The sequence below is a fragment of the Halomonas sp. GT genome, from assembly GCF_002082565.1.
In the GTDB taxonomy this organism is placed as follows: Bacteria; Pseudomonadota; Gammaproteobacteria; order Pseudomonadales; family Halomonadaceae; genus Vreelandella.
The window spans coordinates 2,240,925-2,265,419 of sequence record NZ_CP020562.1; the positions used below are offsets into that span (position 1 = coordinate 2,240,925).

Annotated in this window: 16 protein-coding genes, 1 tRNA gene, 1 other RNA gene and 1 pseudogene; 14 read left to right on the forward strand and 5 right to left on the reverse strand. The window is 53.1% G+C overall.

The genetic code is table 11. The annotated features are described in order from the left end of the window. Positions 1 to 4: 4 nt before the first annotated feature. The gene (locus B6A39_RS10520; RefSeq protein ID WP_083005187.1) at positions 5 to 3,187 is read left to right on the forward strand and encodes an efflux RND transporter permease subunit; all 3,183 of its coding nucleotides are present in this window, start codon (positions 5 to 7) and stop codon (positions 3,185 to 3,187) included. Here the strand turns inward: B6A39_RS10520 and B6A39_RS10525 are convergent. Further along, a pseudogene (locus B6A39_RS10525) lies at positions 3,160 to 3,553 on the reverse strand (sodium-dependent bicarbonate transport family permease). The gene B6A39_RS10520 and the pseudogene B6A39_RS10525 overlap by 28 nt on opposite strands. Before the next feature lie 92 nt (positions 3,554 to 3,645). On the opposite strand from B6A39_RS10525, the gene aztC reads away from it, so the two are divergent. Together aztC and aztD are read left to right on the forward strand one after the other, a co-directional pair. Then, entirely contained in the window at positions 3,646 to 4,575 is a 930-nt protein-coding gene (aztC, locus tag B6A39_RS10530) for a zinc ABC transporter substrate-binding protein AztC (protein WP_083005191.1), read from the forward strand. Positions 4,576 to 4,623: 48 nt separating this feature from the next. Beyond that, entirely contained in the window at positions 4,624 to 5,868 is a 1,245-nt protein-coding gene (gene aztD, locus B6A39_RS10535) for a zinc metallochaperone AztD (protein WP_083005194.1), read from the forward strand. Between the two features lie 422 nt (positions 5,869 to 6,290). Here the strand turns inward: aztD and B6A39_RS10540 are convergent, their stop codons facing one another. Then, entirely contained in the window at positions 6,291 to 7,145 is an 855-nt protein-coding gene (locus B6A39_RS10540) for an ABC transporter substrate-binding protein (RefSeq protein WP_083005198.1), read from the reverse strand. A gap of 249 nt (positions 7,146 to 7,394) precedes the next feature. Here B6A39_RS10540 and B6A39_RS10545 point away from each other — a divergent pair, with 249 nt between their 5' ends. Continuing rightward, positions 7,395 to 9,569: a TonB-dependent receptor gene (locus tag B6A39_RS10545; protein WP_083005201.1), complete on the forward strand. Its 2,175-nt coding sequence runs from the start codon at positions 7,395 to 7,397 to the stop codon at positions 9,567 to 9,569. Between the two features lie 340 nt (positions 9,570 to 9,909). Here the strand turns inward: B6A39_RS10545 and ffs are convergent. The 3 genes from ffs to B6A39_RS10560 all read right to left on the reverse strand — a co-directional run bounded on the left by ffs (position 9,910) and on the right by B6A39_RS10560 (position 11,174). Further along, an RNA gene (ffs, locus tag B6A39_RS10550) (signal recognition particle sRNA small type) lies at positions 9,910 to 10,006 on the reverse strand. A 55-nt stretch (positions 10,007 to 10,061) separates the two neighbouring features. Next, a tRNA-Met gene (locus B6A39_RS10555) sits at positions 10,062 to 10,138 on the reverse strand. A gap of 103 nt (positions 10,139 to 10,241) precedes the next feature. Next, entirely contained in the window at positions 10,242 to 11,174 is a 933-nt protein-coding gene (locus B6A39_RS10560; protein ID WP_083005206.1) for a choline ABC transporter substrate-binding protein, read from the reverse strand. Positions 11,175 to 11,365: 191 nt separating this feature from the next. Between B6A39_RS10560 and betI the strand changes: the two genes are divergently transcribed. From betI to B6A39_RS10610, 10 genes are all read left to right on the forward strand, one after another. Continuing rightward, positions 11,366 to 11,989 carry a transcriptional regulator BetI gene (betI, locus tag B6A39_RS10565; protein ID WP_198036708.1) on the forward strand — a complete coding sequence of 208 codons (624 nt, stop codon included), beginning with the start codon at positions 11,366 to 11,368 and terminating at the stop codon, positions 11,987 to 11,989. Between the two features lie 10 nt (positions 11,990 to 11,999). Beyond that, positions 12,000 to 13,469 carry a betaine-aldehyde dehydrogenase gene (gene betB / locus B6A39_RS10570; RefSeq protein WP_083005209.1) on the forward strand — a complete coding sequence of 490 codons (1,470 nt, stop codon included), beginning with the start codon at positions 12,000 to 12,002 and terminating at the stop codon, positions 13,467 to 13,469. 100 nt (positions 13,470 to 13,569) lie between these two features. Further along, entirely contained in the window at positions 13,570 to 15,246 is a 1,677-nt protein-coding gene (betA, locus tag B6A39_RS10575) for a choline dehydrogenase (RefSeq protein ID WP_083005211.1), read from the forward strand. A 203-nt stretch (positions 15,247 to 15,449) separates the two neighbouring features. After that, the gene (locus tag B6A39_RS10580) at positions 15,450 to 17,936 is read left to right on the forward strand and encodes an acyl-CoA dehydrogenase (protein WP_083005214.1); all 2,487 of its coding nucleotides are present in this window, start codon (positions 15,450 to 15,452) and stop codon (positions 17,934 to 17,936) included. A gap of 444 nt (positions 17,937 to 18,380) precedes the next feature. After that, a complete protein-coding gene (locus B6A39_RS10585) occupies positions 18,381 to 19,478 on the forward strand; it encodes an ABC transporter ATP-binding protein (protein ID WP_083005218.1) in 1,098 nt (365 codons plus the stop codon). Then, positions 19,471 to 20,571: an ABC transporter ATP-binding protein gene (locus B6A39_RS10590; RefSeq protein ID WP_083005221.1), complete on the forward strand. Its 1,101-nt coding sequence runs from the start codon at positions 19,471 to 19,473 to the stop codon at positions 20,569 to 20,571. The genes B6A39_RS10585 and B6A39_RS10590 overlap by 8 nt, the downstream gene beginning before the upstream one ends. Beyond that, positions 20,564 to 21,451 carry a carbohydrate ABC transporter permease gene (locus B6A39_RS10595; protein ID WP_083005225.1) on the forward strand — a complete coding sequence of 296 codons (888 nt, stop codon included), beginning with the start codon at positions 20,564 to 20,566 and terminating at the stop codon, positions 21,449 to 21,451. The genes B6A39_RS10590 and B6A39_RS10595 overlap by 8 nt, the downstream gene beginning before the upstream one ends. Position 21,452: 1 nt before the next feature. Continuing rightward, on the forward strand, positions 21,453 to 22,346 hold the full coding sequence (locus B6A39_RS10600; RefSeq protein WP_083005228.1) for a carbohydrate ABC transporter permease: 894 nt from the start codon (positions 21,453 to 21,455) through the stop codon (positions 22,344 to 22,346). A 12-nt stretch (positions 22,347 to 22,358) separates the two neighbouring features. Then, entirely contained in the window at positions 22,359 to 22,631 is a 273-nt protein-coding gene (locus tag B6A39_RS10605) for a DUF2160 domain-containing protein (protein WP_083005232.1), read from the forward strand. Between the two features lie 72 nt (positions 22,632 to 22,703). After that, entirely contained in the window at positions 22,704 to 24,443 is a 1,740-nt protein-coding gene (locus tag B6A39_RS10610) for an ABC transporter substrate-binding protein (RefSeq protein ID WP_083005236.1), read from the forward strand. The last annotated feature ends 52 nt before the right edge of the window (positions 24,444 to 24,495 follow it).

The following is a 24,495-nucleotide window of genomic DNA, read 5'->3' on the forward strand; positions in this document are numbered from 1 at the left end:
CGCCATGAATTTCTCCCGTTTCTTCGTTGACCGGCCGATTTTTGCGGCGGTGCTGTCGATCATTATTCTTGCGGTGGGGCTGATCTCTATTCCCAACCTGCCGATCAGCGAGTACCCGGATGTAGTACCGCCCTCCGTAGTGGTTAGAACGGTTTACCCCGGCGCCAACCCGAAGGAGATTGCCGAGACCGTAGCGACGCCGCTGGAAGAAGCCATCAATGGCGTCGAGGACATGATGTACCTCAAGTCTGTTGCGGGTTCTGATGGTGTACTGCAGATGACCGTCACCTTCCGTCCCGGTACCGATGCTGAGCAGGCCGCCGTTCGCGTACAGAACCGCGTCAGCCAAGCAGAGGCTCGGTTGCCGGAAGCCGTGCGCCGTCAAGGTGTCACTACTCAGAAGCAGTCGCCGACGTTTCTGATGGTCGTTCACCTAACCTCGCCCAGCGGTGAATATGACACCCTTTATTTGCGCAACTATGTGCGGCTAAATGTCCGTGATCGTCTTGCCCGGCTCGAAGGGATTGGGGATGCGCAAATCTTAGGCGGGGGGGATTACGCCATGCGCGCATGGCTGGATCCCGATCGAATAGCCGCCCGAGGCCTGACGGCCAGCGATGTAGTTGGGGCCATGCGCGAACAGAACGTGCAAGTCTCTGCCGGGCAGCTAGGCGCCGAACCCATCGCGGATAGCGATTTTCTCACTCTGATTAACGCCCGTGGTCGGCTTGAAACGGTGGAAGAGTTTGGTGACATCGTGCTGAGCCGCGGCGACAGCGGCGAGATACTCAGGCTTGCAGATGTGGCCCGGCTGGAAATGGGCGCCGGGGACTATACGCTCCGCTCGCAGTTAGACGGCAATAACGCAGTAGGGGTGGGAATATTCCAGGCACCGGGTGCCAATGCACTTGAGATTCGCGAGCAGGTAATTGCCACTATGGAGGAGCTGTCCGAGCAGTTTCCTGAAGGAGTTGAGTACGAAGCCGTCTACGACACCACGATCTTTGTGAACGATTCTATAAAGTCAGTGATAGCCACTTTACTGGAAGCTGTGCTTCTGGTGGTACTAGTGGTCACGCTGTTCCTGCAAACATGGCGAGCTTCTATCATTCCATTGCTGGCGGTACCGGTCTCGGTGATCGGCACCTTTGGCGCACTCTACCTGCTGGGCTACTCCATTAACACGCTGACCCTTTTTGGCCTGGTGCTCGCCATCGGTATCGTGGTGGATGACGCCATCGTAGTGGTGGAAAACGTCGAGCGGAATATCGAGGAGGGTCTAAAGCCCCAAGCCGCCGCTCATCAGGCTATGCGGGAAGTCTCTGGCCCCATTATCGCCGTAGGCCTGGTGCTGTGTGCGGTGTTTATACCCATGGCTTTTCTGTCTGGGGTAACCGGGCAGTTCTATCGGCAGTTCGCCGTGACGATTGCAATATCTACGGTCATCTCCACGATCAACTCGCTGACTCTTTCACCCGCACTGGCGGCGATGCTGCTCAAACCTCACAACGCGCCTAAAGATCGACTCACGCGGGTGATCGATAAACTGCTCGGCTGGATCTTTCGCCCCTTCAATCGCTTTTTTAATGCCAGCTCCAATAAGTATCAAGGTGGCGTGGCCCGTTCCCTGAAGCATCGTGGCGCGGTGTTTGTGGTCTATGCGCTGTTGCTGCTGGGTACCGGCGTGATGTTCAAGGCGGTGCCTCCCGGCTTTATTCCAGTGCAGGACAAGCTTTATCTAATCGCGGGCGTCATTTTGCCGGAAGGGGCGTCTCTGGAGAGAACCGACCAGATGCTTCAGGACGTCGTGGACATCGCTATGGAAACCGAAGGTGTAGAGCACGCCATTGCCTTTCCCGGCCTGAACGCGCTGCAGTTCACCAACACCTCCAACACCGGTGTGGCGTTTCTTACCCTCAGCGCCTTTGGGGAGCGTAGCCTTAGCGCCGCGGAGATAAACGCCCGAATCAACCGAGGCATTGGCGGTTTGAAAGAGGGGTTTGCGTTCTCTTTCATGCCCCCCCCGATTCTGGGGCTAGGCAATGGTTCTGGCTTTCAGTTATTTATTGAGGATCGTGGCAATCTTGGCTACGGCGCACTACAGGAGGCACTTAACCAACTCCAGGGCGCGATTGCGCAAACGCCGGGAATGGGCTTTCCAATCAGCAGCTATCAGTCTAACGTGCCGCAACTGGATGCCGAGGTGGATCGGCTGAGGGCCAAAGCTCAGGGCGTGCCGCTTACCGAGTTATTCGACACACTGCAGACTTATTTGGGTTCGACCTATGTAAATGACTTTAATCGCTTCGGCCGTACCTGGCAGGTAATCGCCCAGGCAGACGCTCCTTACCGCACCAGCGTGGAAGATATCGCACGACTGCGTACCCGTAATGATCAGGGGGAGATGGTGCCTATCGGTACGATGGTGGATATCAGGCAAACCTTCGGCCCGGACCCGGTGTTACGTTACAACGGCTATCCGGCGGCGGACTTAGCCGGTGAGTTTGATCCCCGCGTGCTCTCTTCTGCCCAGGCAATAAATACTATTAACGCTTTGGCGGAAGAGGTGTTGCCACCAGGCATGGCGCTGGAGTGGACAGACTTGAGCTACCAGCAATCCTCTCAGGGTAATGCAGCGATGATCGTCTTCCCGTTGTCGATCCTACTGGTATTTCTAGTGTTGGCGGCGCTTTACGAGAGCTGGACGCTACCATTAGCGGTAATTCTGATAGTACCTATGTCGATGCTGGCGGCGCTGATCGGCGTTTGGTTTGGCGGTGGCGACAACAACATCTTCGTGCAGGTAGGGCTGGTCGTGCTGATTGGGCTAGCATGTAAAAACGCTATCCTGATCGTAGAGTTTGCCCGTGAGCTGGAACTGCAGGGCATTAGCGTCGTGGATGCGGCCCTGGAAGCCTGCCGTTTAAGGCTGCGGCCTATTATCATGACCTCAATTGCCTTCACAGCTGCCGTATTGCCCTCTGTGATTGCCACAGGAGCGGGGGCAGAAGTGAGGGCTGCACTGGGTACCGCCGTCTTTGCAGGCATGATTGGTGTGACCTTATTCGGTTTGTTCCTCACACCGGTGTTTTACGTGGCACTGCGTAAGCTATCTGGCCCTCTTGTCAGCCATCACAGCGATAACCTGGATGCTACCGTTCAACCCGCCAACCAATCCCAGAGTTGATGATATAGCGGGATGCCGATCAGCACGTTGGAGGGGAAAGTGAGCCCTAGCGATGCCAGCATGGCAAGACCAATGTTGGCCTCTGGAATAGCCGCGCGAATGGCAACTGGGGCGGCAATGTAAGAAGCACTGACGGTAAGACTTGCCAAAATAACCGCGGAGCCAGCGGGTAGCTCCAGCCAGTAAGCCATTCTCAGGCCGAAGCAAGAGAGCGCGCTAGCGCAGGCTACGCAGCGTTTCTGCCGCGACCAGGTCCATCTCCAACAGGAGCAGCGCCAGGATGCCATGGAAGGCGTTTGTATAAAGACTGTTTACCGATTCACCAGCATCTGGGCTATGTAGCCAACCAACAAGGACACCGCCCACTAGTAGAATACTGGCAATTCAGTTTAAAAATCTCTATAGACGCTCATCTTGTCAATTGATATAATATAACATTACTTTTATAGAAAAAAATCATGCTCTTAAAATATTCTTCACATTTTCTAGGCGCTTGTTCTCTATTTTTTGCAAGCTTCACTTCCTTTGCTGATGAGCGCGCATTAAAAATAGTGGCTTCGTTCTCGATCATCGAAGATTTAGCACGCCAAGTTGGCGGCGAACGTATTACCCTAACCAGTATTGTGGGTGCCAATGACGACGCCCATGTTTACGAACCCACCCCCGCCGACGTTCGTCATGTGGCGCAGGCGGACGTGGTGCTCATCAATGGCCTGATGTTTGAGGGCTTTCTTACCCGTCTGATAGATGCCAGCGGTACCAAGGCAAGCGTGGTCACCGTGTCGGAGCACTCAGTGCATCTCGAAGACCCCCAAGGCGGTCACTACCACTTTTATGGCGACCGGGCGGTGTTCCATGAAGCGCCTTATGATCCTCATGCATGGCAATCGGTGCCTAATGCTAAAGCGTACGTAGCTCGGATTGCCGAGGCTTTTTGCGAGGCCGACCCGAAAGGCTGTCAAGAGTACCGTGCTAACCAGCAGCGCTATGAGCAAGCTCTGGAAACGCTAGAGCATGAGATTCAGGAGCGCATCTCCACAATTCCCGAATCCCGGCGCACCGCTGTAGTGGCCCACCACGCTTTTCGCTATTTCGAGGAGGCCTACGGCATCAATTTTTTAGCCCCGCAGGGGGTGTCCACCGAGTCCGAAGCCACGGCTGCACATGTGGCACAGTTGATTGATGCCATTGAGAAGCAAAACGCGGTGGCTGTGTTCGCTGAAAATATTTCTAACCCCAGGCTAGTAGAGCAGATTGCCGATGAGGCGGGCATCGCACTCAGCGGCACCCTCTATTCAGATGCGCTCTCTGGCGCTGATGGGCCTGCGGCCACTTACCTCGACATGATGCGGCATAACGTCAACACCCTAGTGACGGCGCTGCAATAGTCACCCAGGCAACTAACCATGCCCTTTCAGGGCTCAAGGAGAGAAACGATGCCCCCGATGTTTATAGGCAAAGCGTTGACCGCGCTCGCCTTCGCAATAAGTAGTGCCGCCGTGCAGGCTCACGACCATTCCGATGACCACGCCCATGGCGACGGTGAAAACGTCACGGCCTGGCGGCTATTGGTCGCGGACCAACAGGATGCCGTGGTACACGTCATCGATGCCAAGGAGAAGTCGCTGCTGGACACCTTCGAGATAGCGGGCCCGGCGGCACTTCATCGCTCCCGCAGCGGCGAAGCGGTGTTTGCCGTGCAAGGGGCTGCAAACACGGTGTCGGTGATTAACACCGGCATCGCTTTCCATGACCACGGCGACCACGCCGATATTGAGGTGTCAGCTCCCGCCCTCCTAGACGTGACACTAGAAGGCGAGCGCCCTGCCCACTTCGTCGAGCGCCAGGGCTATATTGCACAGTGGTTCGATGGTGAAGACGAAGCTCGTCTATTTACCGAAAGCAGCACTTTGTCGGGCGAGCCAGATATTCGGGTGGCTAATGTGGAAGCGCCACATCATGGCGTGGCAGTGCCCTATCACTCTCACGCAGTCGTGACCGTCGTGAACCCCGAAGATTCTTCCCAGCGCCCGATAGGTGCCAAAGTGCTGGATAGCGATGGAAACTTGGTCGGTGGCGAAGTGGCCTGCCCTGGGCTACATGGCTCGGCTGGATCTGGCAGCCTCTATGCGCTGGCCTGCCACACAGGACTGCTGCTGATCGCCACGGAGAACGGCACGCCCCAGATCACCCACCTGCCCTACCCGAATTCTCTGCCGGAAGGCAGTGCTTCCACGCTACTAGGGGGCATCGGGCTTCAGTACTTTATGGGTAACTACGGGCCAGATCGCTTGATACTGGTAGATCCCACAGAAGGCGGAGAGGGCTTCCAACTAGTGCAGTTGCCTACCCGTCGTGTGCATTTTGCAGTGGACCCGATTCGGGCCCGGTACGCCTACGTGTTCACCGAAGATGGCCAACTGCATCAACTGGATGTGCTTAATGGCGAGTTGACACAGTCGCTACGCCTAACAGAGCCCTACTCCATGGATGGTCACTGGAATGAACCGCGCCCACGGATTGCAGTAGCAGGCGATCAAGTGGTCGTCACAGATCCCAATGCAGAAGCGTTACACTTTATAGATATCGAAACATTTGAACAGTTAGAAGAGATGCCGCTAGAAGGTAAACCTTACAACATTGTAGCAGTTGGAGGCACAGGAGTTTCTCACAATAATTAATATCATCTGACACAAATCCCCGGATGTTTAAAACGCAAAAACAACTTTTTGGTAAAGCCCATAAACGTTGTCAGCAACTCATCCGGGCACAATTTTCTTGCCTCCAACTTTCTATACATATCTTATCACTAATGTTAAGTTTATTTTTATAAACGGTAATCTACAAACAAGATGTACGAATATCTAACTTTAACCAAATTTTTCAGATATCTGAAATGGGTAATGCTCTAAAAGGCTAGCTAATAATTTTAGTAAACGTCTCGATGAAGCGAGCTTGGATAATTTTAACTTTGATATTTTCGGGGGAAAGGTCAATCCTGCCGTTGGCTAGCACTTTCCCTTATCAGGCCCACAGAGCAAAAAAGCCACCAAGCAATCCTGAGGCTCCACTCTCAGAAACAGCGCCCGTATAGCGGCGTGCGTTAGCGTGATGGTCGAGACGCCAGCGCGGCCACCAGCTCACGAGCAAAACGTTGAGCGGAAGGCAACGCGCCAAAACTCCATACCGGCGGTAATCGCAATAGCGTGGCGTTTTTAACGCTGGGTAGATGTTGCCATAAACCACTTTTCGTCAGCGCTTCTTCGACTCCAGCGGCCAGCGGCTCGACAACGACCAGCGTGGCCTCAGGATAGTTGTAGAGCGCTTCGATACCCACGAGTGAAAATCCCCAGGCGTTAGTGGGCCGATCCCAGGCATTGGTTAAGTTGATTTGATCAAGCACGGCGTTATAGAGGCTATTATCGCCAAATACTCTGACATGACGGGCATCCATGAATTGCACCATTAGAAGTGGCGGTGCCTCGGGACGTTGTTGTCGGAGCGTATCCATCAACCTATGCGTTTCGTCAATTAGCTGTGCTGCCTGCAGCCGGTGGCCGGTCAACTCACCTAGCTGTCGGGTGAGAGTGTGTATCTCTTGCCAAGTGTGGGTGCCGGGCGAATAGGGGGAAAACGACGTGACCGGGGCAATGCTCTCCAGACGCTCCGTCAGACTGGCGAACATCGGTGAAATGAACGTTTGCGTCGGTGGCGATTGCGCCATGAGTTCTAGGTTGGGCTGTGATCGCAGGCCCAGGTCTGCAACGCCATCGGGAATTCCTGGCTCCCCTACCCACTCATGGTAGCCCTTGTGTTGAGCGGTACCACTCAGCGGCGCGTCGATGGCCAGTAGCGTCTCGGCGATGGTCCAGTTGATGGTGGCCCACTGGGCGTGGGCACTCGACAAGGGCAACAAGCAAGCGGCCGTTAAACAACAGCGAGCCAAGAATGAGAACATCGACCAGTGGCACATAGCAGCGAGGGCATCAGAAAAAAGGATTTACATTTAGACGTCAATACGCATTTTTTGCAAGGCATCAAGAAAAAATAACACCCGCATATGCTAATGCCTCTCATTTTGTTTATCATATAGATCCACATCGGGTAGGTGGTCATGGCACGAAAGCCAAGCCCTCCACTTTCTTATATCGGCTTCATAAAAAACGCGGCGGCCGAGTGCTGCTGTACACACGATTGGATCGACACCATGCCTCTTGGGAACATCTTCAACAAAGCGGCTCAGCGCCGCAAAGCACGACTGTTGCGCGCGATGACACTGCTCGCGATGGGTATTACGCCCGTGACCGCCTGGGCGCAAACGAGTGCTGAAAATCAATCCCTGGATACCGTCACCGTCACGGGCTCCGTACCCACCTATGGCGATACGCCACCGCCGGCCTTCGCCGGTGGCCAAATCGCGGCGGGGGGCCGAGTGGGTCTGATCGGCGAAAAGGACGCAATGGACGTGCCTTTCAACGTCATCAGCTATACCAGTGAGCTGATGGAGAATCAGCAATCTCAAACACTGGGCGATACACTTCAGAATGATGCCTCGGTATCGGTAGGGTTAGGCTTTGGTATCTATGGCGAAGCGTATAAGGTACGTGGTTTCAATCTTACCGGTGACGACGTCGCTTATGGAGGTCTCTACGGTGTATTGCCGCGACAAATCATCAACAGCGACCTTGCCGAGCGCGTCGAAGTCTTCAAAGGCGCCAGCGCTTTTACGTCGGGCATTCCCATCGGCGGGAGCGGCGGAATTGGTGGCACCATCAACATCGAGCCCAAGCATGCGGGGGATGATCCGATGCTCAATCTATCCAGTGGTTATCGCTCCGATGGCTACGGCGAAGTGGGCGTCGATGCTAGCCAGCGTTATGGTGATCAGCAACAATGGGGAGCACGCGTAAGTGCCACGCGCGGCCGTGGTGATACCGCCATTGATGACGAAACCCAGCGCGACACCTCCGTCGTCGTTGGGCTCGACTATCGTGGCGAACAAGGCCGGATATTGTTCGATGTCGGTCATCAAAAGCTCACCCTGGATGGCGGCCGCTCAAGCGTCAACACTGGCGCTGCCACTCAGGTGCCAGCAGCCCCGGATTCCTCGTTGAACTACACCCCCTCGTTCGGTGGAACCGAGCTAGAAACCAATTTCGGCATGGTCAGGGGCGAATATGACCTCACCAACACCTGGACCGCTTTCGCGGCCTTGGGGGGTAACCGCACGCTCGAAGGCATCGTGTCGGCGACCCCGCGCCTTACCGATGATACAGGTAACGCCAGGGTCAACGACTTCGAGACCAACAACCACATCGACAACGTCGCCAGCCAAGCGGGACTTCGTGGGTATGTGTTGACTGGCCCGGTTAGCCATGACATCACCGTTGGCTACTCTAGCGCCTATCGCAAGTTCGACACGGACTGGAATTTCCTCTCGGCAGGCTCGACCAACATCTACAATCCCGTCGATTTATCTCGTCCGGATGGCACGCCTTTCGTGGGGGGGAGCGTGACGCGCACACGCTCCCAAGGGGTCACGCTGAGCGATACGCTTGGATTCATCGACGACCGACTGTTGCTGACACTGGGGGCACGCTATCAGGAACTCGAGATCGATGAACGCCCTAATGCCGGTAGCAGCAACCGCTATGCCGACCGTCGGGTCACCCCCGCCGTCGGCGCGGTATTTAAGACCACGGATAATATCTCGCTCTACGCCAACTACGTCGAAGCATTGCAGGATGGCGGCACGGTCACCGATACCACAGCACTGAACTTTGGGCAGCAATTGGGCATTGCCCATGCCAAGCAGCACGAGGTGGGCGCTAAGTTCGACTACGGCAACCTAGGCGGTGGCATTAGCCTGTTCCAGATTGAGCTACCCTCTGCAGCGGTCGTCGATGGCGTCGGCAACCTGGATAACAAGCAGCGTAATCGCGGCCTGGAACTAAGTCTTTACGGTGAGCCGACGACAGGCGTGCGTCTGTTTAGTAGCGCGACCTGGATAGACGCCGAACTCACCAAAACACAGGATGGCAACGAAGGAAATGACGCCACGGGCGTTCCTGAGTATCGTTTTGTGTTCGGTGGCGAATGGGACACATCCTTCATCGAGCGCCTCACTGCCACTGGTCGCGTCCTGCACACGGGCTCGCAGTACGCCGATGTAGCTAACGACTTGAAGCTGGATTCCTGGACACGCCTCGATCTTGGCCTGCGCTACACCACGCCGGTCGGTGGCGCTGATTGGATCTGGCGCGCAGGCATCGACAACGTGACCGACGAAAATTACTGGTCAGGTGCCTCGACGTCCTTTGCGAATTATTTGATTCAAGGCGAACCACGTACCTTCAAGCTTTCGGCGACCGTAGAGTTTTAATAAACGCATCCTTTTTACCGTTATCCTAAGGGCGCTTCCGATGAAGCGCCCTCACTGTTTACGGCGAGGCAATGAAAGCCTTAACGTGAGAGGAGTATTCAGAATGGTAGCAGGTATCAAACTCTAGGTAAGACTTTACAGTATGTGCAAAGGCAGTTTTGAAGCTGGGAAATTTGTAGAGACTCTTGACACGAGAGTGACGGAGTTTGCGCCTGCACATGACAACACCCCATTACGTAGGTTTACTACAAAAAAGGTTATGTCACGAGAGACCGAAAATTATGTCATTTTGATCGGAATTAATGTCAAAACAGGCCGGAAACGACAGAAATGGAGGCGGCCCCAAAAGCCACATCCCGGCACACGCAGCCACCACTACCGTTGCTCCCTTCCGGGCCTGGCGGGGTTTGCAGTTTAGCGTTGCGGGAGGACCTAAGGGGCCACCATAACGGCACACTCTGGTATTTCTAAGTGAGTGTACTGATGCTGATGTGGTGGCTACGCCCTGATTTGAACAGGGGACCCCATCATTATGAGTGATGTGCTCTAACCAGCTGAGCTACGTAGCCTTTCCCTCATCAACGGGTGCAGATTATGCCTATCTTAACTATGAAAGGCAAGCCAAAAACGACCTGCCTTTCATTCAACTACCCTGTTGAGTGAATAGTGTGCTTATAAGGCTGCTTGGACTGCCGGCAGCGCTTCTTCTCCAGCTCGGGTAGTCACTCCTTCGAGCCATGCTGCTAGCACATCACCGTTTTCATTAAGGTAACTGCGTGCTGCCTCTCGCGGGTCTACCCCATCATCCATAATGGCACTCATCAGCTGGTTTTCCATTTCCAGGGTGAACGTCATATTTTTCAGCAATTCACCGACATTAGGACACGCCTCAACAAACCCCGCCCGGGTATTGGTATGCACGGTTGCACCACCCAGATTGGGGCCAAAGTAGTCACCAGCATCAGATAAATACGCCATATCAAAATTAGTGTTCATTGGATGCGGTTCCCAGCCTAAAAATACCATCCACTCCTCATTTGGCACTCTAGCGCGAAGCTCAGCCAGCATACCCGCCTCGCTCGAATCGACGACTTGCCAATCACCTAGCCCATAGGCGTTATCGTCAATCATTTGCTCAATCAGCTCGTTACCATCATTGCCAGCTTCAATGCCGTGCAAACGCTGCTCAAACTGATCAGCATGCTCTGCCAAATCATTAACAGAGGTCACGCCCGCATCATAGACATATTGAGGCACTGCCAGGGTGTACTTAGCTCCCTCAAGGTTGACCACTAAGCGCTCAACCTCGCCGCGCTCCACATAGGGGTCGCTGATAGAGGCCATCGACGGCATCCAGTTGCCTAAAAAGACGTCAAAATCATTATTACCCATGCCCGCATAAGCAATCGGCACCGAGACAGTATCAACACGCGTTTCATAACCAAGCGCTTCCAGTACTTCACTGGCCAATGCTGTCGTTGCCGTAATATCAGTCCAGCCCACTTCTGCAAAGCGAACACTACTACACTCATTAGCAGAGGCCGCTGCCGGTAAACAGGCAGTCAGCAATAATGTGCTTAGACTTCGTGTGTATGTCCGTTTCATGTTGATCTTCCCCATTATCGGTTTTATATGAACACGCTCTATACGCAACAGTCGTAGAGACGAGAAAACAACGCAGGCTTTTATTGATTGAACGTTCAATAAAAAAATGTCATCATGCTCAGGTAATCATGCCTACTCCTGGTTTTCAAGGACAGGAGCCAATGGGCATTCAACGTCAGTAGGAGATAGCTGTGCCTAAGGTGGGAATGGAACCGATACGCCGCCAGCAGTTAATTAAGGCTACCATGGCGGCCATTGACGAAGTTGGTTTAGCAGAAGCAACTGTCATGCGAATTGCCCGTCATGCTGGCGTTTCGGCGGGCATCATTAGTCACTACTTTGGCGGCAAGGATGGCCTGCTGGAAGCAACGATGCGGCAGATCTTGACCGATCTTAGTGATGCCGTTGCAGCACGCCGCCGTGCGTTAGAAGACGACTCCCCCCGGGCTCATATTGGCGCCATCATCGAAGGTAACTTTGATCGCACTCAGGTGACCGGCCCTGCCGCCAAAACATGGCTCGCCTTTTGGGCCAGCAGCATGCATAAGCCCGTGCTTCAGCGGCTTCAGAATGTCAACGACCGCCGTTTGTACGCCAATTTATGTCATCAATTCCAGCGCGTCATGCCCCGCTCAGACGCTCGCAATGCGGCTCGCGGGCTGGCCGCGATGATTGATGGTCTCTGGCTGCGTGGTGCACTTACGCCAGAAGGGCTCGACGCCGCGGAAGCGCGACATCTTGCGCACACCTATCTCGACCAACTGCTTATTCATCATGGATGCCAGCAACGCGCATCCACTGCAGAAACACAGTAAGGAGACCAACATGGCCGCTCAAGATATTCAGCCACTTTATATTGATGGTCGTCCGGTAAACGCCACTTCAGGCGAGACATTTACCGTTTCAAACCCCTATGACGGCAGCCTGCTCGCCACGATTGGCCAGGCAGGCCAATCCGATGTCGATAGTGCTGTAGAAGCCGCTCAACGCGGACAGCGTCAATGGGCAGCGATGACGGGAATGGAGCGCTCACGTATTCTGCTGCGCGCTGTTGCTCTGTTAAGAGAGCGAAATGATGAGCTTGCCGAGCTGGAGACTCACAATACGGGTAAACCTATTAGTGAAACCGCCAGTGTCGATATTGTGACCGGTGCCGACGCCTTGGAGTACTACGCAGGCCTTGCCCCCGCTATAGAAGGCAGCCAGATTCCGCTGCGTGATAGCTCCTTTGTGTATACCCGTCGCGAGCCACTCGGTGTCATTGGCGCCATTGGCGCCTGGAACTACCCCATTCAAATTGCCTGCTGGAAAGCCGCACCTGCGCTGGCGGCGGGTAACGCCATTGTCTTCAAGCCCAGTGAAGTAACGCCGCTAACCGCTATCAAGCTGGCTGAAATTTTCACTGAAGCAGGCCTGCCTGACGGTGTTTTCAATGTCGTTCAAGGAGATGGCCGCGTTGGCGCAATGCTGACTGAGCACCCAGGTATCGCCAAGGTATCGTTTACTGGCGAAGTTGGTACCGGAAAAAAAGTGATGGCCGCTGCTGGTGGCTCTACGCTGAAAGACGTCACTATGGAACTAGGCGGTAAGTCTCCGCTGATCGTGTTTGCCGATGCTGATTTAGATCGTGCTGCCGATGCCGCTATGATGGCCAATTTTTACTCCAGCGGCCAGATCTGCACTAACGGCACTCGCGTGTTCGTGGAGCGCAGCGTCAAAGACGCCTTTGAGGCGAAGCTGGTTGAACGCGTTCAGCGAATCAAAGCGGGCGACCCGATGGATCCAAGCGTTAACTTCGGCCCGCTAGTAAGCTTTGAACATCAGCAAAAAGTGCTTTCCTATATTGCCCTAGGTAAAGAGCAAGGCGCACGAGTATTGGCTGGTGGCGATGAGTGGAATAGCGGTGATTGGGCGAAGGGTGCTTGGGCTGCGCCCACCATCTTTACCGATTGCACTGACGATATGCGCGTCGTAAAAGAAGAGATTTTTGGGCCAGTGATGTCAGTACTCGCCTTTGAAGACGAAGACGACGTTATTCGTCGCGCCAATGACACCAAGTACGGCCTGGCGGCGGGTGTGTTTAGCGAAAGCTTAAACCGTGCTCACCGAGTTATTCACCAGCTGGAAGCCGGCATTTGCTGGATCAACACCTGGGGCGAGTCTCCTTCCGAAATGCCGGTAGGCGGCTACAAAGAGTCGGGCATCGGCCGCGAGAATGGCGTCGAGACGCTCAATCACTACACCCAGACCAAGTCAGTACAGATCGAGATGGGGCCGTTTGAGTCGGTGTTTTAAATCGAAGTAATGGACGCCACCGGTAGGTATATCGAGCAGACACGTCTCTTTTATATCTACCGGTTCATTACCAATTCTTCGACTCTTCCAAGGTAAAACCATGTCTCAATCACGCGAATTTGATTACATCATTATCGGCGCAGGTTCAGCGGGTAACGTGCTGGCTACCCGCCTCACCGAAGACAGTGAGGTCAGCGTATTACTGCTCGAAGCAGGCGGCCCCGATTACCGTTTCGATTTTCGCACCCAAATGCCCGCCGCACTGGCCTACCCGCTACAAGGCAAACGCTACAATTGGGCATTTGAAACCGACCCCGAACCGTATATGGATGGCCGTCGCATGGAGTGTGGCCGAGGCAAAGGCCTGGGCGGCTCTTCACTGATCAACGGCATGTGCTATATCCGCGGCAACGCACTGGATTACGATAACTGGGCCAAGCAACCCGGCTTGGAAGAGTGGGATTACCTCAGTTGCCTGCCCTATTTTAAAAAGTGCGAAACCCGCGATATTGGCCCTAATGATTACCACGGCGGCGACGGCCCGGTCAGCGTGACCACGCCTAAAGCTGGCAATAACCCGCTTTACCGCACGTTTATCGAAGCAGGGAAGCAAGCGGGCTATCCAGAAACCGAGGATGTTAACGGCTACCAGCAAGAGGGCTTTGGCCCCATGGACCGTTTCGTCACACCCAAAGGGCGCCGTGCGTCGACTGCACGCGGCTACCTTGACGTTGCCAAGCAGCGCAGTAACCTGACCATTGAAACCCATGCAGTCACCGATGTGATTGAATTTGATGGCAAACGTGCCGTTGGCGTGCGTTACGAGCAAAAAGGTCAGCCACACAAGGCCTACGCTCGCAGGGAAGTGCTGTTGTGTGGCGGTGCCATTGCCTCACCACAGATTCTTCAGCGCTCTGGCGTAGGCAACCCCGAATGGCTTCAGGAATTAGGCATTTCGGTTGTTCATGAGCTGCCCGGCGTAGGAGAAAATCTCCAAGATCACCTTGAAATGTACATTCAATACGAATGCAAAGAGCCTATTTCGCTGTATCCGGCGCTGAAATGGTACAACCAGCCAAAAATTGGTGCCGAGTGGTTATTTAAAGGTACTGGCGTTGGCGCCAGCAACCAGTTTGAATCCTGCGGATTTATTCGTAGCAATGATGAGGAAAAGTGGCCAAATCTGCAGTACCACTTCCTACCCATCGCGATCAGTTACAACGGTAAAAGCGCCGTCCAGGCACATGGTTTCCAGGCCCACGTTGGCTCGATGCGCTCGGAAAGCCGTGGACGAATTCGATTAACCTCGAAAGACCCACACGCGGCACCCAGCATATTGTTTAACTACATGGCCAAAGAGAAAGATTGGCAAGAGTTCCGCGATGCGATTCGCTTAACCCGCGATATCATCGCTCAACCTGCTTTTGATAAGTACCGTGGCCGTGAAATTTCACCTGGCCCCAGCGTACAAAGTGATGACGAACTCGATAGCTTCGTCAAGCAACATGCCGAAACGGCCTATCATCCTTGTGGCAGTTGCCGCATGGGCGAAGGTGAGATGGCAGTCACTGATGGACAAGGCCGTGTGCACGGGCTCGAAGGCCTACGCGTCGTTGATGCATCGCTGTTTCCGGTGATTCCTACCGGCAACCTCAACGCGCCTACTATCATGCTGGCGGAGAAAATTGCTGACCGCATCCGTGGACGTGAACCCTTGCCACGCGCCAACGTGGATTATTACGTCGCTCACGGCGCACCCGCTAAACAAGCTTCGTAAAAGCGCAACTCTTGGATACGATTAAGAATGCTAAACGCTATGGCTAACGACCATAGCGTTTTTTTATGTCTTATTTACGCTACAGTAAAGGGTATATAGCGAACGTATAAGAGTGAAACACTTGCACTTAGATAGGTGACTCTGACAATATTCAAACATACGTTTAAATGCGTTCATAACTAACTACCCACGGAGACACACCAATGCTCACCTTACTACTCATTGTGCTTGCCGTTGCAGGCTTGCTCGTGGTGATGCGCCGCGAAGCAGGCGCTACGCCTGCACTCGCCTTGCTTGGCGTACTGGGCTTAGTAGGCTTAGTGTTAGACGCGCCAATTATTGGCACACTTTTACTGTTAGCCGCGTTAACCGTCGCGGTGACTGGTCTGCCAGCATTACGCAGCAAGTGGCTGACGCCGCGCATTTTCGCCACCTTCAAAAAGGTAGCGCCGAAAGTGTCTGATACGGAGCGCACGGCATTAGAAGCGGGCAGCGTTTCCTGGGATGGCGAGCTATTCTCTGGCAAACCTCAATGGGAGTCGTTGCTAAACTATAAAGACGACGGCCTGAGCGAGGCAGAGCAAGCGTTCCTGGATAATCAGTGTGCAAAAGCAGCTGGCATGTGTAACGCCTGGGATATCGCACAAGAGCGCGCTGACCTCCCCCAACAACTGTGGGATTATCTAAAGAAAGAAGGCTTCTTCGGCATGATTATTCCGAAGGAGTACGGTGGTCTAGGGTTCTCGGCTAAAGCACAATCCATGGTACTGCAGAAGCTCTCCGCTAATGAAACGCTGATGGTCACTGTTGGCGTACCGAACTCACTCGGCCCAGGCGAACTGCTGCTCAAATACGGTACTCAGGAACAGAAAGACCATTACTTGCCCCGCCTTGCTGATGGCCGAGAAATCCCCTGTTTCGGCCTAACCGGTCCGCGTGCTGGCTCTGACGCCACATCCCTGCCGGATACAGGCGTTGTCTGCAAGCAAGTTATCAATGGCGAAGAAGTGCTTGGCTTACGCCTTAACTTCGAAAAACGCTGGATCACTCTGGCCCCTATTGCAACAGTAGTAGGCCTCGCCTTCCGTCTTTTTGATCCAGAAAAATTGCTCGGCGATGAAGAAGACCGCGGCATTACCCTAGCGCTAATCCCCCGGGATACTAAGGGCATGGACATCGGTCGCCGTCACCACCCTATCGGCAGCCCGTTTATGAACGGCCCGATTAAAGGTAACGACGTGTTTGTGCCGCTGGATACCATTATCGGCGGCCCAGACATGATCGGCCAAGGCTGGCGCATGCTGGTCGAGTGCCTCTCGATTGGTCGCTGCATTACCCTACCTTCTGGCGCCACCGGCACTGCCCGCTACGCGCTAGGCTGGAGCGGTGGCTTTACTCGCGTTCGTCGTCAGTTCAACGTCCCCGTGGCAGAAATGGAAGGCGTACAAGAGCCGTTAGCACGCATGGCCTCACTGGCTTACATCTCCGCGGCTACGGTTTATCAAACTGCCAACCTGATCGACCACGGCGAAAAACCTGCCGTTCCTTCAGCGATTTTGAAAAGCCAGCTGACAGAATTCCAGCGCGTATTGCTGAGCGATGCAATGGATGTTCACGGAGGTAAAGCGGTGACGCTTGGCCCACGCAACTATCTAGGCATTGGCTACAGTGCCAACCCGGTAGCAATCACCGTGGAAGGCGCCAATATTATGACCCGCAACCTAATGATCTTTGGTCAAGGTGCGATCCGCTGTCATCCGTATGTGCTGGACGAGCTGGCTGCTAAAGATGCCAACGATGTAAAAGCCTTCGACAAAGCCTTCTTTGGCCATACTGGACTGATTTTCGGCAATGCCGCTCGTGCCTTTACGCTTGGTTTTGGACTAGGCAAACAGAGCGTCCCCTTCAGCGGCCCCGCCGCTACTTACGCGCAGGATATTGCACGCCTTTCTGCAGGCTTTGGTTTATGCGCTGATGCCGCCATGGCAAGCCTTGGCTCCACGCTGAAAAAGCGCGAAATGCTATCAGCGCGCCTGGGCGATGTACTGTCTAACCTATACTTGGCCTCGATGGTGCTAAAGCAGTGGCACACCGGCAATAAAGTGGAAGGTGAAGAAGCACTGTTGCATTATAGCCTGCAGTTCTTGCTTAACCGAGCAGAGCAGGCGTTCGTGGAAATTTTCGACAACCTACCGAACCGTGCGTTAGGCAAGGTGCTGAAAGTCGTGGTTATGCCAACTGGCCGCCGTTGGAATAAACCGCATGACGACTTGGCCCGTGATATCGCACAGCGTGTATCTACGCATAGCGCCCTGCGCAGCAAGCTACTTTCCAATACGTGGGATAAAGATGATGGCGCAGAGTCTAACCCGCTCGCTCGCTACAACGCCCTGCTAGTGGATTATGATCGCGCTGAAGCCCTCTACCGCACAGTGAACAAAGCCTACGCCAAAGGCGAGCTGCCTCAAACGGCGCTACACCCTGAAGCACGCGTAGAAGCTGCCCTGGAAAAAGGACTAATCAAAGAAGAGGACGCTCAGTTTATGCGTGCTTTCGAGGCAGAAGTCCTTGAGATGCTGACGGTTGATGATTTCGCCTATGACGCGTTTGCCAATGATAAATCGACCTTGATTAATCACAACGCAGCGCCTGTCGCCACACCGCAGCAAGCTGAAACCAGCGTCAAATAGCGCTTCCTCTTTAACTGGTAACCCCGACCGGCCTCTTCAGGCCGGTTTTTTTCTAAGGTGTATTTTCATAAACGAAACAAACGAACATTCGTTTATCTCCCTCAGCGATTGCCTTTCTTCTTTAACTGCCTTTCCCGACTTGCCTTATCTCATCGAAACAACAGGCAAGCGGCGCTTCTGTCTAACAGAGTCCGCGACGATGTACGCCTAAAAGCGAATACAAACAGCCATAAAAGTCGTTGCAAGTTCGCAAATGATCAACTAGCCTTTCGTTATTGAAAATAAAGTAAGTGAAAATCCGCTTGATGGTTGGCTGACAATAAATTGCAAACAGCCAAGGCTAACATCTCGAATAAGCGACCATTGCTTCACTTTTCAATAGCGATCAACGCAAGACCTCTACCAATAACATTTATCTATAACAATGACGTTAGCGAGATCGGCATGTCCTTACATCTGCAAAATATCGACCACATCGTCGGTGGTGAATCCCACATCAGTGGTGTAAACCTCGAGCTGGAGCCGGGTTCTTTCAATGTGCTGCTAGGGCGAACTCTAGCAGGTAAAACAACGCTCATGCGTTTAATGGCGGGGTTGGAGCAACCTACCCGGGGGCGAATCTACATGGATGGCAAGGATGTCACGGGCGTATCCGTCCGCAACCGTAATGTCTCCATGGTGTATCAGCAGTTCATCAACTACCCAAGCTTAACCGTACGAGACAACATCGCATCCCCTTTAAAGCTTGCTAAAACGCCGCAGCAAGAAATTGATCAGCGTGTCAACAGTATCGCTGAAATGCTTCACATCGAGCATTTGTTAGATCGCTACCCACAAGAGCTTTCTGGCGGTCAGCAGCAGCGAACTGCCATGGGGCGCGCGCTTGTGAAAGATGCTGACTTGATTCTGTTCGACGAACCCTTGGTCAACCTTGATTATAAACTTCGAGAAGAACTTCGGGATGAACTGCGCGAGCTGTTTAAAGCCCGCAACTGTATTGCTGTCTATGCCACCACGGAGCCTAATGAAGCACTTGCGTTGGGAGGCAACACGGCCGTTCTACATGAAGGTAAGCTGTTGCAATACGGTCCAACTGAGCAGGTTTATCGAAAACCTAACGGTCGTCACAGTGCTGAAATGTTCTCAGAGCCACCGATCAACATTGTGCCAGGCAAGCTAACCGCATCAGAAATCACTTTTGACCAAACCATACACTTTCCCTGTGATGCAGGATTGCAACGCTTACCACCCGGCGACTACGACTTCGGTGTGCGAGCTTCTCATATCAACTTAACGCCTCAATCAGACGATGATCTGGAACTCCCTGTGCAAGTTGATGTGGCTGAAATCAGTGGCTCGGAAACGTTTTTACACGTGCGCCATGAACACTTCCCGCTAGTACTCCACCTTACAGGTATTCACGAGTTCAACATGAACGACACTATCAATGTCTATTTTCCAACGCATCACCTCTATGCGTTTGATAAAAATGGCAGTACCGTTCATGTGCCCCTAGCACAAGGGGGAGCCGCCCATGGCTGAGATTACGCTTAAGGGACTAGCCCACAGCTATACTAAAACGCCATCTGGCAGCGATGATTATGCGATCCGCCAAATGGATCATGTATGGCATCAAGGTGGTGCTTATGCCCTACTCGGCCCTTCAGGCTGCGGTAAATCCACATTACTGAACATTATTTCCGGTCTCCTGGAGCCCTCCGAAGGCGACGTACTCTTTGATGGTCAGCGCGTTAACGAGCTGCCGCCCGAAGAACGCAATATCGCCCAGGTTTTCCAGTTTCCAGTGATCTACGACACCATGACGGTGTATGACAACCTAGCCTTTCCGCTGCGGAATATGAACACACCTGAATATAAGGTTGATCCTAAAGTTCAAGAAGTAGCGGACATCCTCGACTTGACGCCGCTGCTATCACGCAAGGCCAAAAATCTGACGGCAGATGAGAAGCAAAAAGTCTCCATGGGCCGCGGCCTTGTTCGCGACGATGTTTCGGCGATTTTGTTTGATGAACCACTCACTGTTATCGATCCACAATTAAAGTGGAAGCTACGCCGTAAACTCAAAGAGATTCATGAGCGATTTAATATCACCATGATCTACGTGACTCATGACCAGCTAGAAGCATCCACCTTTGCGGATAAAATCGCGGTGATGTATGGCGGTCAAGTGGTCCAGTTCGGCACGCCCCGTGAGCTGTTCGAAAAACCAGCCCATACGTTCGTCGGCTACTTTATTGGTAGCCCAGGCATGAACTTTATGGAGGTCTCCCATCATGACGGTAACGTTATGTTCGGTAACCAACCGCTGCCTGTTAACAGTGCGATTGCTCATCACGTAGCCTCAGCACCGTCTAGTAACATCAAGCTTGGCATCCGCCCTGAGTTTATTACCGTCTCTAACTCTCCCGGGCCGAATACGTTGCCCATTAACGTCGTTAACCTCCAAGACCTTGGCACTTATTCTTTGTTGAGTTTCAAGCTAAACGGCCAGCTATTTAAGGCGCGCCTCCCCGAAGGACACACAGCGATCAACGAATCCGCATTTGCTGGGTTTTCTGACCAGCATATCGGCCTCTATATCGATGAATACCTGGTGGAGATCGGTCATGAATAACAAAGTACGCAATAACCGAGCGTGGCTGCTAGTTCTCCCCATGCTGGTGCTGGTGGCCTTTTCAGCCATCATTCCGTTAATGACCGTGGTGAACTACTCCGTACAAGACGTATTGGGGCCAAATGCCCGCTTCTTTACGGGTACTGAGTGGTTTCAAACCATGCTCAATGACTCTGCTCTACGGGCAGCATTTATCAGGCAAATTATCTTCTCACTGACGATTCTGGCTATTCAGGTCCCACTGGGTATCGCCATCGCACTGATTATGCCGAAGCGCGGCTGGCAGGCCTCTGCCGTATTGATTTTGATAACCCTGCCACTGCTGATTCCTTGGAACGTTGTAGGCAGCATCTGGCAAATCTTTACCCGTGGCGATATTGGGTTAATGGGCTGGGGGCTTCGCGAGCTAGGCATTAATTACAACATCACCCGCAACGCTGGTGATGCCTGGGCCACCATCATTTTAATGGACGTTTGGCACTGGACACCGCTGGTAGCAATGCTTTGCTATAGCGGACTGCGCTCTATTCCAGAAGCCTACTACCAAGCAGCCCGGATCGACCGTGCCTCAAAATGGGCCGTGTTTCGCTATATTCAATTGCCGAAACTTACCAATGTACTGGTCATCGCCGTACTACTGCGCTTTATGCACTCGTTCATGATCTACGCCGAACCGTTCGTACTTACCGGTGGCGGCCCAGGCAGCTCTACTACCTTCCTCAGTCAGTCGCTAGCCACTATGGCCATTGGCCAGCAGGATCTGGGGCCTTCCGCCGCGTTCTCGATCATTTACTTCCTGGTCATTTTGCTGGTGAGCTGGGTGTTCTACACCACCATCATGCACATGCAAAAAGATAAGAACCCGCACGGGGGAGCATGATATGTACCGCTTAGAAAATACCCAGCAGGGTGAAAAATATAACACCATATTTAGCCGTACGACGCCTGCTCAACGGCGTAAACGCAACGCGCGGAGTCGGCTTCGTTCGCGGCTATTGTTAGGTCTTTACTTGTTTTTAATGATTTTGCCAATTTACTGGCTAATCAATATGTCGCTGCAAACTAATAGCGAAATTCTCGGCTCCATGACGCTGTGGCCGCAAAATATAACGTTTGATAACTATATCAGGATCTTTACCAATTCAAGTTGGTACATGGGCTACGTTAACTCGATGCTTTATGTTGCCATGAATATGCTCATCACCATTTGTGTGGCGTTGCCTGCGGCTTACGCATTCAGTCGCTACACCTTTATTGGCGATAAGCATTTGTTCTTCTGGCTGCTTACCAACTTGATGGCTCCCCCAGCAGTATTTTTGCTGCCCTACTTCCAGCTCTACTACTCAGTTGGTTTATTCGATACTCACATCGCGGTAGCACTGGCTCACTGCCTATTTAACATTCCGCTCGCGATCTGGATATTAGAAGGCTTTATGAGCAGCGTACCCAAAGAGATTGACGAAACAGCTTATATCGATGGCTATAGCTTCCCTAAATTCTTCGTCAAAATTTTCATTCCCATGATTCGCTCAGGGATTGGTGTCACGCTGTTCTTCTTATTCATGTTCTCTTGGGTAGAACTACTGCTAGCCCGCACGCTGACCGCCACCGATGCTCAGCCGATTGGCATGATCATGACCCGCACCTCAACGGCCTCGGGTATTGATTGGGGAACGCTGGCTGCTGCCGGGGTATTAACCATCATACCTGGCATTTTGGTGGTCTATTTCGTTCGCAACCATATCGCCAAGGGCTTTGCCCTGGGCCGCACCTAAGGAGCAGTCATTATGTCTTGGATGGTATGGACTCCCCCTACGGCCATTTTCTTTTCATCGATAGCAGCAATGCTTGCAGGCATGACGCTATGGGAACTCTTGTCTCCCACGGTGGAACGCAAAGGTTTTTTACCCATTAGCACCACTCGCGGTGATCGGCTGTTTATCGGCCTGCTATCTGCCGCGTTTATTCACTTGGGCTTCATTGGGTTCACGTCGATTTCAATTTGGATTGCACTAGCACTTTCAGCGGTATGGCTGCTGGTGTTAATGCGCTGGGGTTAGCCCTGGCGTTAAGTACGGCAGTATCAAGGACGCTCAAGATATCAGGGAAGAGCACAACAAAACGAGGTCAACATGCGCAATAACAAGTTCAAACTTACTACCCTCGCCGCCAGCCTAATGCTCGCATCGGGGACACTGATGGCCGACGATCACGATGCGCGGGCAATTGCGGAGCGCTTGGTCGACGAACACTTCCAAAACTCAACCTTGAGTCGTGAAGAGCAAATCGAAGAACTTCTTTGGTTTGCAAAAGCAGCGGAGCCTTTCCGCGGCATGGACATTCAAACTGTCGCAGAAGGTTTGACCACCCACGTCTATGAAAGTGAAGTGCTGGCAGAAGCATTCAGTGAGCTAACCGGTATCAATATTACTCACAATATTATCGGCGAAGGCGACGTCGTTGATACGATGCAAAACCAGATGCAGTCAGGTAACAGCATTTACGACGGTTTTGTGAATGACACTGACTCTATCGGCACGCACATTCGTTACGGCACCACCATCAACCTCACCGAGGCAATGGAAAACGAATGGGCTGACTACACACTACCCACGCTGGACCTAGACGACTTCATTGGCTTGCAATACGGCACCGGCCCCGATGGCAGCTTATTCCAGCTACCCACTCAGCAATTCGCAAACCTTTACTGGTTCCGTTATGACTGGTTCCAGCGTGAAGATCTGCAAGATCAGTTCCGTGAGATTTATGGCTATGATCTTGGTGTACCCACGAATTGGACAGCTTACGAAGATATTGCCGAGTTCTTTACCGAGCATGTTGGTGAAATCGACGGCACTACCGTCTATGGCCACATGGACTACGGCCGTCGTGATCCATCGCTTGGCTGGCGCTTCCACGACTCCTGGCTTTCAATGGCAGGTATGGGTAGCCCAGGCGTGCCGTCAGGCAATCCAGTCGATGACTGGGGCATTCGTGTTAACGAAGATAGCCAACCTGTAGGCGCCAGCGTTAGCCGTGGCGGTGCAACCAACTCACCCGCTTCTGTCTTTGCCATGCAAAAAGCTGTTGACTGGCTACGTGACTTTGCACCAGCTGAAGCGCAGGGCATGACCTTTGGTGAAGCAGGCCCAGTCCCTGCTCAAGGTCACATTGCTCAGCAAATTTTCTGGTACACCGCTTTCACCGCAGACATGACAGATCCTGCTGTGGCAGTAACTGATGATGAAGGCAATCCACTTTGGCGTATGGCGCCGTCACCTACCGGTCCTTACTGGGAAGAAGGTATGAAAGTGGGCTATCAAGATGTAGGCGCATGGACATTCTTTGACTCTACACCTGAGGACCGTCGAACCGCTGCCTGGCTATTTGCCCAGTTCACAGTGTCTAAAACAACCTCTCTTGAAAAGCTAATGGCTGGCCTAACGCCGATTCGTGAATCTGACATTTTCTCTGAGCAGATGACTGAAATGGCACCTAAGCTTGGTGGTTTAGTTGAGTTCTACCGCAGCCCCAACGAATCCAACTGGACACCTACAGGCACCAACGTACCCGACTATCCGCGTATGGCTCCGTTATGGTGGCAAAACCTAGCGCCGGTAATGAGCGGCGAAGTTACCCCTCAAGAGGGCTTGGATAAGCTAGCGTCAGATATGGATAACACCATGCATCGCTTAGCTCGCGCGAACGTCTTCGATAGCTACGCCCCGGTGCTTAACGAAGAGCGCGACCCGCAATACTGGCTGGATCAAGAAGGCTCTCCCAAACAAAAGCTTGATGATGAAATGCCGCAAGGAACCACCGTTCCTTACGATGAAATGATGGAAGCCTGGATGGAAGCGGGTACCCGTTAATCCAGTTAGGGCGGGCTTCGGCCCGCTCTATTAAGCTCAAAAACTAGGTTTC